This window comes from Sphingopyxis sp. (genome assembly GCF_025869345.1).
Taxonomy (GTDB): domain Bacteria; phylum Pseudomonadota; class Alphaproteobacteria; order Sphingomonadales; family Sphingomonadaceae; genus Sphingopyxis.
In genome coordinates this window covers 21301-32245 of the sequence record NZ_JAOZVW010000120.1, presented here as the reverse complement: position 1 = coordinate 32245, position 10945 = coordinate 21301, and the positions used below count along the sequence as shown (strand labels likewise).

Annotated in this window: 9 protein-coding genes and 1 riboswitch; of the genes, 2 read left to right on the top strand and 7 right to left on the bottom strand. The window is 66.8% G+C overall.

The genetic code is table 11. The annotated features are described in order from the left end of the window. Window positions 1-255: 255 nt before the first annotated feature. A complete protein-coding gene (locus OJI97_RS12730) occupies window positions 256-909 on the top strand; it encodes a YqaA family protein (RefSeq protein ID WP_297664005.1) in 654 nt (217 codons plus the stop codon). 97 nt (window positions 910-1006) lie between these two features. Here OJI97_RS12730 and OJI97_RS12725 read toward each other — a convergent pair whose 3' ends face one another. The 7 genes from OJI97_RS12725 to OJI97_RS12695 all read right to left on the bottom strand — a co-directional run bounded on the left by OJI97_RS12725 (window position 1007) and on the right by OJI97_RS12695 (window position 9685). Further along, window positions 1007-1552, bottom strand: a complete 546-nt coding sequence (locus OJI97_RS12725; RefSeq protein ID WP_297664002.1) for a VOC family protein — start codon at window positions 1550-1552, stop codon at window positions 1007-1009. Next, window positions 1549-2637, bottom strand: a complete 1089-nt coding sequence (gene hppD, locus OJI97_RS12720) for a 4-hydroxyphenylpyruvate dioxygenase (protein ID WP_297664000.1) — start codon at window positions 2635-2637, stop codon at window positions 1549-1551. Before hppD ends, OJI97_RS12725 begins: the two co-directional genes overlap by 4 nt. A gap of 77 nt (window positions 2638-2714) precedes the next feature. Next, a complete protein-coding gene (locus tag OJI97_RS12715) occupies window positions 2715-3224 on the bottom strand; it encodes a hypothetical protein (RefSeq protein ID WP_297663998.1) in 510 nt (169 codons plus the stop codon). 76 nt (window positions 3225-3300) lie between these two features. Beyond that, window positions 3301-5187 carry an ABC-F family ATP-binding cassette domain-containing protein gene (locus OJI97_RS12710; protein ID WP_297663997.1) on the bottom strand — a complete coding sequence of 629 codons (1887 nt, stop codon included), beginning with the start codon at window positions 5185-5187 and terminating at the stop codon, window positions 3301-3303. Window positions 5188-5403: 216 nt separating this feature from the next. Next, window positions 5404-6945, bottom strand: a complete 1542-nt coding sequence (locus tag OJI97_RS12705) for a DHA2 family efflux MFS transporter permease subunit (protein WP_297663995.1) — start codon at window positions 6943-6945, stop codon at window positions 5404-5406. A gap of 131 nt (window positions 6946-7076) precedes the next feature. Next, window positions 7077-8252, bottom strand: a complete 1176-nt coding sequence (locus tag OJI97_RS12700) for an HlyD family efflux transporter periplasmic adaptor subunit (RefSeq protein ID WP_297663992.1) — start codon at window positions 8250-8252, stop codon at window positions 7077-7079. A 2-nt stretch (window positions 8253-8254) separates the two neighbouring features. Then, a complete protein-coding gene (locus tag OJI97_RS12695) occupies window positions 8255-9685 on the bottom strand; it encodes an efflux transporter outer membrane subunit (RefSeq protein ID WP_297663991.1) in 1431 nt (476 codons plus the stop codon). A gap of 89 nt (window positions 9686-9774) precedes the next feature. Here OJI97_RS12695 and OJI97_RS12690 point away from each other — a divergent pair, with 89 nt between their 5' ends. Next, window positions 9775-10383 (top strand): TetR/AcrR family transcriptional regulator, encoded by a 609-nt coding sequence (locus OJI97_RS12690; protein ID WP_297663989.1) that lies wholly within the window; start codon window positions 9775-9777, stop codon window positions 10381-10383. Window positions 10384-10638: 255 nt separating this feature from the next. Then, window positions 10639-10857, top strand: a riboswitch (cobalamin riboswitch). Window positions 10858-10945 lie beyond the last annotated feature (88 nt).

Below are 10945 nucleotides of genomic sequence, written 5' to 3'. Positions count from 1 at the left end.
GGCGCGACCTGCGTCATCCAGCCCGGCGGCTCGATCCGCGACGACGAAGTGATCGCGGCCGCGAACGAAGCGGGGCTGGCGATGGTGTTCACCGGGATGCGCCATTTCCGGCACTAAGCCAAATCATGCCCTCCCCTGAAGGGGAGGGGCTTTAACGTGTCTCGACTTGGTTCGACACGAACGGCATAGGAAGGCCGTGGTCATCCTGACCCGCAACCAAGGACCAGCATGACCGCCACCGCCCGCAAGCCGTCGATCGTCCAGCGCCTCTACACCTGGACGATGGAGAAATCGGCGCATCCGCACGCCGAATATTGGCTGGCGCTGGTCGCCTTCGTCGAGGCGAGCTTCTTCCCGATCCCGCCGCACCCGCTGCTCGGCCTGATGTGTCTCGCCGATCCGAAAAAGGCAGTGCGCTATGCGATCATCTGTACGCTCGCCTCGGTCGCGGGCGGGATGCTCGGCTATTCGATCGGCTATTTCCTCTATGAGAGCGTCGGGCTTTGGCTGCTCGGTGTGCTGGGACTGACCGACGCCTTTCCGCCGGCCGCCTGTTACCTGCGCGAATTCGGCGCCGAGATCATCCTGATCAAGGGCGCGACGCCGATCCCGTTCAAGCTGCTGACGATCACCGCCGGCTTCATCCACATGAATTTCTGGACCTTCCTGTGGGCAAGCCTCGCCAGCCGGGCCTTTTCCTTCCTGCTCGTCGGCATATTGTTCCGGCTGTTCGGGGCGCCGATCAAGGCGTTCATCGACAAATATCTGATGTGGGTCGCGGGCGGCTTCCTGGTCGCGGTGGTCGCGGGTTTCCTCGTCATCGGCGCGCTGTCGGGCGACGGCAAGGCGAAGGAAGCCGACACGTGCAGCGGCGCGACGCTGGCGAGCATGGGGCTGGACCGGACATGATCCGTCGCCCCCGCGAAGGCGGGGGCTGCTGGCGGTTTATGCCTTCATTGCTGAACAAGGCCGACAACGGCCCCCGCCTGCGCGGGGGCGACGGATATTACTCGTTCGCCGCCTGGTGCAGCCAGTCGGCGTGGCGCGGGGCCTGCTTGGTCCGGCTCCATTCCTCCAGCATCAGCGGGGCGACGCGGCGGAGTTCGGCATATTGCGCATCGGTGCCGATGTCGCACGCGAGCTCGACGCGGTGGCCGTTGGGATCGAAGAAATAGATCGACTTGAAGATGCCATGATGCGTCGGGCCGAGCACATCGACGCCGTTCGCCTCCAGATGCTCTTTCGCCGCGACCAGCTCGTCATAACTGCCGACCTTGAAGGCGAGATGCTGGACCCACTGGGGCGTATTCGCATCGCGGCCCATGGCGGGCTGGTTCGGCAGCTCGAAGAAGGCGAGGATGTTGCCGTTCCCCGCGTCGAGGAAGACGTGCATATAGGGATCATATTCGCCGGTCGACGGCACATGATCCTCGGCAAAGGCGGTGGTGTAGGTCATGCCGAGCATGGCCTCATACCATTCGACCGTTTCCTTCGCGTCCTTGCAGCGATAGGCGGCGTGGTGGACGCCGCCCAATTTGACCGGGCTCGTCATTCGGCGGGCTCCTCGACATTGAGCGCCCCGCGGCGGATCTGGTCGAGCTCCATCGACTTGAACAGCGCGGTGAAATTGCCCTCGCCGAAACCTTCGTCCTTCTTGCGCTGGATGAATTCGAAGAAGACCGGGCCGATCACGGTCTGACCGAAAATCTGAAGCAGCAGGCGCGGGTCGCCTTCGGTGGTCGAGCCGTCGAGCAATATGCCGCGCGACTTGAGCTCCGCGACGGGCTCGCCATGGCCGGGGAGGCGCTCGGCGAGCAGTTCGTAATAGGTTTCGGGGGGCGACGGCGCGAACGGATTGCCGAGCGCCTTGAGCTTGTCCCACGACGCATAAAGATCGTCGCAGGAAAAGGCGATGTGCTGGATGCCCTCGCCATTATAGGCGCGCAGATATTCCTCGATCTGACCGCCGCCACCCGCGCCTTCCTCGTTCAGCGGGATGCGGATCTTGCCGTCGGGCGCGGTCATCGCCTTCGACGTCAGGCCGGTATATTCGCCCTTGATGTCGAAGTAGCGGATTTCGCGGAACCCCGCGATGCGCTCGTAGAAGGCGGCCCAATGCGCCATGCGGCCGCCGTAGACATTGTGCGTCAGGTGATCGATGACCTTGAGGCCGGCGCCGACGGGATGACGGCCGACGCCCTCCTCATAGACGAAATCGATGTCGTAGATCGACAGGTCGTCGCCGTACCGGTCGATCAGATAGATGATCGAGCCGCCGATGCCGCGAATCGCAGGGAGGCGCAGTTCCATCGGTCCGGTCTTGCCCTCGACCGGCTCGGCACCGCGCTCGATCGCCGCAGCATAGGCTTTCGCGGCATCGCGGCAGCGCCAGCCCATGCCACACGCCGACGGACCATGCTCGGCGGCGAAATAGGCGGCGGGCGATTTGGGCTCGTAATTGGCGATCAAGTTGATGTCGCCCTGCCGCCACAATTGCACGTCCTTCGAGCGGTGCCGCGCGACCAGCGTGAACCCCATGCGTTCGAACACCGGTTCGAGCATCCCCTTTTCGGGTGCCGAAAATTCGACGAACTCGAAGCCGTCGAGGCCCAGCGGGTTTTCGAACAGGTCGGCCATCGCAATCATCCCATCTAGTTTCAATTGAAACTATTATCTCTCGCGTGACCGCACGAGTCAAGCTCCGCCGCGCGCAATCACGGGTTCTGCGATAATTCCTTGTCGTTGATATAGCCGCTGCGCGGCGCAATCTGCTCGCTCCGGCCGATCCGCACCTGCACCTGGTAATAATATTTGTCGGTCGGCTTCCCGGCGTCGTCGAAAAAGCCGATCCGCACGCGCTGCGCGACTCCGCGCACCATAATCGTGCGGCCCTTGAAGCGTTTCTCGGCAGCAGCAAGCCCCTCTCCGCGCGCAAGTTCAGCCATGACCGTCGCCGGCATCGCAATCGTCAGGCAGTTGCGATCACGATAGTCGGTTTCGGAGTTGAGGTAATAGATGCCCTTCTGCTCACCGACCGCCTTTACCTTCATGCGGAATGTCCCCGCGATCCCGGCCTTTGGCGCGAGATAGGAAGCATAGGTTACCGCTTCGACCGGCGAGATGCAGTCGTCACCGCAATGGACCGGCCGCGGCGGAATCTGCCGGGTCGGGACGATGAGGGCAGGATCAGCCGCAAGCAGCAAGGGCAGGATCAATGGAAGCATGAGGCGGTTTCCCTGATGATTCGGACGGGATAAGGTCACCCGTTCGTCCCGGCCGGGCAATCCCCAAAATCTCCGGTCAGGCGGCTGCCGTCTCGATCGCTTCGAGCGCTTCCATCCACGCCGCCTCGACGCCCTCCAGCTCGGACGCCAGCTTGCCGCGGCGCTGCGCGAGGTCGCCCATCGTCAGCTTCGCGAGCGCGGGCTCGGCGCTGGCAGGATCGAACATCGCGCGGTCGATCGCGCTGATCTGCTGCGCGAGCTTCGCTGCGCGCGCCTCATGATCCTTGGCCGACTTGCGAAGCGCCGCCTGCGCCTCGCGCGCCTTCGCGGCTTCCTGCCGCGCGGCTTTGGCGTCCTTCGGTTTCGCGGGCGCCGCTTTCGCATCATCGTTCGCGGCCGATTTGCCGAGGATGAAGGCGACATAATCGTCCATGCTGCCGTCGAAATCGCGTGCCGTCCCAGCGTCGACGAGCACGAGCCGGTCGGCGCTGAGTTCGAGCATGTGGCGGTCGTGACTGACGATGAGCACCGCGCCGTCGAAGCCATTGAGCGCCTGCACCAACGCCTCGCGCGCGTCGACGTCGAGGTGGTTGGTCGGCTCGTCGAGGATGAGGAGGTGCGGCGCCTCGCGCGTGATCAGCGCCAGCGCGAGCCGCGCGCGTTCACCGCCCGACAGCTTGCCGACCTCGGTCGTCGCCTTGCTCCCCGAAAAGCCGAAGCGACCGAGCTGCGCGCGCACCGCGCCGGGGGTCTTGCCCGCCATGACCCGCGTCATATGGCCGAGCGGCGTGTCGTCGCCGTCGAGTTCCTCGACCTGATATTGCGTGAAATAGCCGACGCGCATCTTTCCGGCGCAGCTCATCGCGCCATCCTCGGGCTTCAATTGCGCCGCGAGCAGCCGTGCGAGCGTCGTCTTGCCGTTGCCGTTGCGGCCGAGCAGCGCGATGCGGTCGTCGGGGTCGATGCGCAGGTTGAGGCGCGACAGCACCGGCTCACCCGGCGCATAGCCGACGCTTGCCAGGTCGAGCGTGATCAGCGGCGGCTTCAATTCGTCGCCGGGGCTTGGGAAATCGAACACGAGGCTCGGGTCTTCCGCAATCGCGGCGATCGGCTGCATCCGCGCAAGCTGCTTGGCGCGCGACTGCGCCTGCTTCGCGGTCGAGGCGCGCGCACTGTTCCGCGCGACATAATCCTGAAGCTTGGCGCGCTGCGCGTCCTGCGCCGCCTTGGCCGCGGCAAGCTGCGCCGCGCGTTCGGCGCGCTGGCGCTCGAACGCATTATAGCCGCCCGCATAGAGCGTCACCTTGCCGCCCTCCAGATGCAGGATATGGTCGACGACATTGTTGAGCAGGTCGCGTTCGTGGCTGATCACGACAAGCTGTCCCGGATAGGCGCGCAGAAAGCTTTCGAGCCACATCGTCGCTTCGAGGTCGAGGTGGTTCGACGGTTCGTCGAGCAACAGCAGGTCGGGGTTCGAGAAAAGCAGCGCGGCGAGCGCGACGCGCATCTTCCACCCGCCCGAAAAGCTGTCGAGCGGCTGTCCCTGCATCTCCTCGTCGAAGCCGAGCCCGATCAGGATGCGCGCCGCGCGCGCCGGCGCGGTATAGGCGTCGATCGCGATCAGCCGCTCGTGAATGTCGGCGAGCTTGCCGGGGTCGGTCTCGACCTCCGACCGTTCGAGCAGCCCGGCGCGTTCGATATCGGCCGCGAGCACCGTCTCGAACGGCGTCGCGGTGCCGCTCGGCGCCTCTTGCGCGATATAGCCGACGCGGGTGCGGCGCGGCATTTCGATGCCGCCATCGTCGGCCTCAAGCTGGCCGATCATCACCTTCATCAGGGTCGACTTGCCCGCGCCGTTGCGCCCGATCAGCCCGACGCGGCTCCTGGCCGGCAGGCTCGCGCTCGCGCGGTCGAGGATGGTGCGCCCGCCAAGGCGCACGGTCAGGTCATTGATCGTCAGCATAAATACCCAAATAATTCGTCATCCCGGCGAAGCCAGTCCTCAACGCCTGCGGGGCAGTCGAAAGGGCCGGGATCTCGCCGCGGCGTCGTTACGATCCGGTGAGATCCCGGTCTCCGCCGGGATGACGGCTGATAAAAAAGCGATGGCGCCCGTAGCACGGCTCTCCTCAAAGCCCAAGCCCGAGGCTGGCTTTCCCCCTACCGCCCGGCGCGAAGGTCAGTGCGACGCGCCCATCGACACCTGCTGCGGCCGCGGCGCAAGCCATACCGCCGCCGCCGCGATCAGGAAGATCACCCCGGACGCGAGGAAGAGGTGGATCACCCCCAGCGTCGCCGCCTGCCCTTCGACCAGCCGGTCGAGCACGCCGCGCGCCTGATCGGCGGTGAGCCCGGCGCTTTCCATCGATGTCATCGCGCCCGCCGGATCGTTGAGCGCGGACACCAGTTCGGATCGCGAGACGCGGCTCGCATCGTCCCACGCCGTCGTCGCGATCGCGGTGCCGACCGCGCCGCTCAGCGTCCTGAGGAAGCTCATCAGCCCGGCGGCGGAGGTCTGGTCCTTCATCGGCACCGAACTCAACGCGAGCGCGGTCAGCCCGACGAAGAAGAAGGGCATCCCCATGCCTTGCAGCAGATGCGGGAACGCCAGCGACCAATAATCGACGCCGGTGGTCCATTCCGCGCGCAGGACCGATGTCATCGCCATCCACAATATGCCCGCGCAGATCGAGAGGCGGATATCGACCTTACCGATCATGCCGGCCGCGACCGGCGACAACAGCACCGCGAAACAGCCGAGCCAGGCGACGACGAACCCCGTCTCGGTCGCCGTATAGCCGACCACCTGTTGCAGCCAGAGCGGCGTCAGCACGACCTGCGCGAAGAAAGCGCCAAAGCCGAGCGAGATGGCGAGCGTCGCGAAACTGAACCCGCGAAAGCGGAAGACGCGAAGATCGACGACCGGATTGGCATCGGTCAATTCCCAGATGACGAAGGCGGCAAAGCTGATCGCGGCGACGATCGCCAGCATCACGATCCACGCCGATCCGAACCAGTCATGTTCGCGGCCGGTGTCGAGCATGATCTGGAAGGCGCCGACCGAAATGACGAGCAGGACCAGCCCGACGATATCGATCCGCGCCTTTTCGCGCTTCGTCTCGAACGACCCGAGCATGGTCCCGACACCGAAGGCGCACAGCGCGACGACGGGCAGGTTGATGAAGAAGATCCACGGCCAGCTCCAATTGTCGCTGATCAGCCCGCCGAGGATCGGGCCGAGAATCGGCGCGGTCGTCGTCGTCATCGCCCAGATCGCGAGCCCCGCGCCCGCCCGTTCCTTGGGAAAGATACGCAGCAGCAAAATCTGCGACAGCGGCATCAGCGGCCCGCCCGACAGACCCTGGAGCACGCGGAACAGGATCAGCGCGTCGAGCGTGCGCGATATGCCGCACAGGAAGGAAAAGAGGCCGAAGCCGAGGATCGAGATGATGAACCAGCGCACCGTCCCGAACCGCGCCGCGAGCCAGCCGGTGAGCGGCACGCTGATCGCGTCGGCGACCGCATAGCTGGTGATCACCCATGTTCCTTGCGTGGGCGACACCGCAAGGCCGCCGGCGATATGGGGAACCGAGACATTGGCGATCGTCGAATCGAGCACGACGACGAAGTTGGCGAGCGCGAGCGCAAAGGCCGCGACGATCAGCTTCGCGCCGCTGAGCGGTTGCGGCTCGGCCGGGATGGAGGCGGCGGCGCTGGCCATGTCAGGCCGCCCTTTCGTCAACGAACCTCGTCATTGCGAGGAGCCGAAGGCGACGCGGCAATCGAGAGCAGGCGTAGGCCGCCCTGGATTGCTTCGCTTCGCTCGCAATGACGCATTTTCGAAACCGGACATCAATCGTTTCCGCGCGTGTCGATCGTCGCTTCCATCGACAGGCCGACCCGCAGCGGGTGCGCCTTCAGCTCCTTCGGATCGAGCGCGATGCGGACCGGCAGGCGCTGGACGACCTTGACCCAATTGCCCGTCGCATTCTGCGCGGGGATCAGCGAAAAGGCGGCGCCGGTGCCGCCGGCGATGCCGATCACCTTGCCGCGATAGACGACGTCGCCGCCATAATAGTCCGAGGTGAGCTCGACCGGCTGGCCGAGCCGGATGCGCTTGAACTGGCTTTCCTTGAAATTGGCATCGACATAGGCGGTCGCAATCGGAACCACGATCATGATCGGCGCGCCCGCGGCGATCCGCTGCCCCACCTGCACCTGCCGGTTGGTGACGACGCCGTCGACCGGCGCACGGATCACCGTGCGTTCGAGGTCGAGCCGCGCCTTGTCGAGCCGCGCCTGCGCCGCCGCAACGTCGGGGGCGGTGTCGATCGTCGTGCCGCGCACCACCGCTTCGGCGGCGCCGAGGTCGCCGCTCGCCGATCCGCGCGTCGCCTCGGCAGAGGCGATCCCCGCTGCCGCGAGATCGCGCGCCGCACCGGCCGAGGCGAGCGCCGTGCGCGCCGCGGTCAGTTCCTCGGCCGACACCGCGCCGGTGCCCGCGATGCTTTCGCGCCGCGCCAGTTCGGCGCGCGCCTTGGCCACCGCGGCATCGGCATCGCGGAGCCGCGCCTGCGCCTGCGCGATCTCGGCGCCGCGCGCGCTCACCCGCGCCCGGGCCGCATCGGCATTCGCGCTCGACTGGCCGTAACGTTGGCGCGCCTGGCGCAGCGCCGCTTCGGCATCGGCAACCGCGATCCGCTGGTCGGCGTCGTCGAGGATGACGAGGACGTCGCCCTTCTTCACCACCTGCGTGCCGCTGACGCGCACCGCCTTGACCGGGCCCGGGACGAGCGCGGTCACCGTCGCGGAGTCGGCGCCGACATAGGCATTGTCGGTCGACACGCGGCCCGCCTGGGTCAGGAAATACCAGATGCCCCACAGCGCCGCGATCGACACGACGACGATCGCGAGGATGCGCAGCAGCTTCTTGCGCTTCGCCATCGCCGCGCCGTTTTCGGGGGACGCGGGTTCGGGGAGAGCCGCTTCGGAAGTTTGGGGGTTTGCCGCAGCCGTATCGTCGGCCATCGTCATTCTCCTGTCTGGGTCTGGTAGCCGCCGCCGAGCGCGCGGATCAGGGCGATATCGAGGGAGAGCCTGCGCGCCTGAAGGTCGGCGACCTGACGCGCGAGCTGGGTCATGCTGTCTTCGGCGACGAGCTGTTCGAGCTGGTTCGACAGGCCGGCGCGGTAGCGGAGGCCCGCAAGCCGCGCCGCGTCGGTCGCGGCCTTGAGCGCGTCCTGGCGTTCGGCAAGCTGGCGCCCGGTCGCCGCGCGGCTCGTGACGATGTCGGCGACGTCGCGCAGCGCCGCGATCAGCGTGCGGTCATAATTGGCGACCGCGCCGTCGAAATCGGCGCGCGCGCCGCGATAACGGCCCTGCAAGCGCCCGCCGTCGAAGATCGGCAGGCTGACCGCCGCGCCGAAATTGCCATAGTCGGACCCCGACTTGAACAGGTTCGAAAGGCCGAGCGACTGGAGCCCGACGAGCGCCGACAAATTGATGTTCGGATAGAAATCGGCGCGCGCGACGTCGATCCGCTTCGCCGCCGCCTCGGCGCGCAGCCGCGCCGCGACGATGTCGGGACGGCGGCCGACGAGGTCGACCCCCGCCTGCGGCGGCAGGCCGATCCCCGGCGAAGCAAGCGACGGCCGCGTAATCGACAGGCCGCGGTCGGGCCCGGCGCCGACGAGCGCGGCAAGCCGGTGACGCGTCGTCGCGATCGCTTCCTCGAGCGCGGCGACATCGGCACGCGACGAAGCGGCGCGGCTTTCCGCCTGGCGCTCGGCCGACTGATTCTCGATCCCCGCCGCGGCGCGCCGGCCCGAAAGTTCGGCGCTCGCGCCGCGCACGCGCACCGCTTCCTGCGCGACGTCGAGCGCATGGTAATAACCCGCAAGATCGGCATAGGCCGAGGCAATTCCGGTCGTCAGCATCAGCCGCGCCTGCGCTTCATCGACGCGCGCCGCCTCGGCCTCCGAGGTCGCGGCGGCGAGCGCCGCGCGATTCTTGCCCCACAGGTCGAAATCGAGACTGAAGGTCGCGGCGACATGGCCGGTATCCTGAATGCCGTCGGGAACGAAGGCGGGCGGAATACCCAGATTCTTGCTCTGCTGGGTGCCGCCGGCGCTGCCTTCGACGCCGACGCGCGGAAGCAGCGCGGCGCCTGCCTGCTGCGCCAGCGCCTCGGCAGCGCGGACGCGCGCCGCGGCGGTCGCCATGTCGGGCGAGCCCTTCAGCCCCTCGGCGATCAGCGTGTCGAGTTGGGCGTCGCCGAAGCCCTGCCACCAGCCCTCGACGGGCCACGCGCCCGCGGCGTCGGCGAAGCTCGCCGCCGACTCGAACGACCCGGCTGCGGCCGGAGCCGGCTTGGGTCCGAGGTCGGGAACAGTAGCGCAAGCCGAAAGCAGGCCGAAAACGGCGCCCAAAATCAATGGGGAGGGGAGATTTCGATAAGGCATGGAATCCAACGATACTAGCTGGTATCATGTGTCATTGGACCTTGGAGAATGCGTTGTCAATCGAAATGATACCAGACAGTACGGCGCCTTTGGACGACGCCGCGGCCGCGCGGCGCAAGGCGTTCGTCGATGCGGCGCGCGAGGCCTTTTTCACCAACGGCTATGCCGGGACGACGATGTCGTCGATCGCCAGCAAGGTCGGCGGGTCGAAAACCACGCTGTGGAGCTATTTTCCGTCGAAGGAGGATCTGTTCGAGGCGGTGGTCGACGGCATCGTCGAAGAATATGGCGACGCGCTCGCGGTCGACCTGCCGCTCGACGAGCCGGTGCCCGAGGTGCTGCGCCGCTTCGGCAATCTGCTGATGACCAAGCTCACCGCGACGCCGATCCTTTCGCTGTTCCGCCTCGTCGTCGGCGAGGCCGAGCGGTTTCCGCACCTCGCCAAGACCTTCTATGATCGCGGCCCGCGCCGCGGCAAGGCGCGCGCCGCGATATGGGTCGGCGAAAAGATGGCGCGCGGCGAACTGCGCATGGGCAATCCACTCCGCGCGGTGCAACATTTCACCGGCCTCTGCCAGTCGGGCCTCTATCAGTTCGCGGTGCTCGGCCTGCCCGAAGGCCGCGACTTGGACCGCCTCGCCGCCGAAATCGACGACGCGGTCGACATCTTCTACCGCGCGTGGAAGCCCGATGGGTGATCGGGCAACCCCTTCCCCCTCGAAGGGGGAAGGATACGCAGCCTTATCGCGAAGCGATTAGGCGAAGTTGGATGGGGGAAGCAACGGTGCATCATCGCGCCGCCGTCAGGCCGAGGCCACGCCCCCTCCGCTGCGACTAGCGAACAAGTTCGCAAGTCTCGCTGCCTCCCCCTTCAAGGGGGAGGCACGGATGGGGCCGCAACTCCACGGTTGCCAAATTGCCGCATCCCGCTATGGGCGGCGGCGCGGGGCGATGTCCCGCATGATCGCGCCGGTGCCCCGCAAGGGGCTTAAAAGGGAACGCGGTGAGAAGGCCCTGCCTTTGAATCCGCGGCTGTCCCTGCAACTGTAAGCGGCGAGCGCGACGCACCGCCCCGGACCCGTCCGGGGCAGCCACTGGGATCCGTCCCGGGAAGGCGTGCGTCAAGCGACGACCCGCGAGCCAGGAGACCTGCCGGTGTGGGTCGCTTATGCCTCAGGTCCAGGGAAAGGCCGGGGCACGGAGAATTCCGTCGAGCGACGACCAAGCGGTGGAGCCGCTTCGGTTTCGGGACCCAGGGCC

What these genes read in the sequence shown, in the direction of transcription:
- OJI97_RS12725 (WP_297664002.1), bottom strand. Translation starts at nt 1,552, where the DNA reads ATGACGAGCCCGGTCAAATTGGGCGGCGTCCACCACGCCGCCTATCGC.
- hppD (WP_297664000.1), bottom strand. Translation starts at nt 2,637, where the DNA reads ATGGCCGACCTGTTCGAAAACCCGCTGGGCCTCGACGGCTTCGAGTTC.
- OJI97_RS12715 (WP_297663998.1), bottom strand. Translation starts at nt 3,224, where the DNA reads ATGCTTCCATTGATCCTGCCCTTGCTGCTTGCGGCTGATCCTGCCCTC.
- OJI97_RS12710 (WP_297663997.1), bottom strand. Translation starts at nt 5,187, where the DNA reads ATGCTGACGATCAATGACCTGACCGTGCGCCTTGGCGGGCGCACCATC.
- OJI97_RS12705 (WP_297663995.1), bottom strand. Translation starts at nt 6,945, where the DNA reads ATGGCCAGCGCCGCCGCCTCCATCCCGGCCGAGCCGCAACCGCTCAGC.
- OJI97_RS12700 (WP_297663992.1), bottom strand. Translation starts at nt 8,252, where the DNA reads ATGGCCGACGATACGGCTGCGGCAAACCCCCAAACTTCCGAAGCGGCT.
- OJI97_RS12695 (WP_297663991.1), bottom strand. Translation starts at nt 9,685, where the DNA reads ATGCCTTATCGAAATCTCCCCTCCCCATTGATTTTGGGCGCCGTTTTC.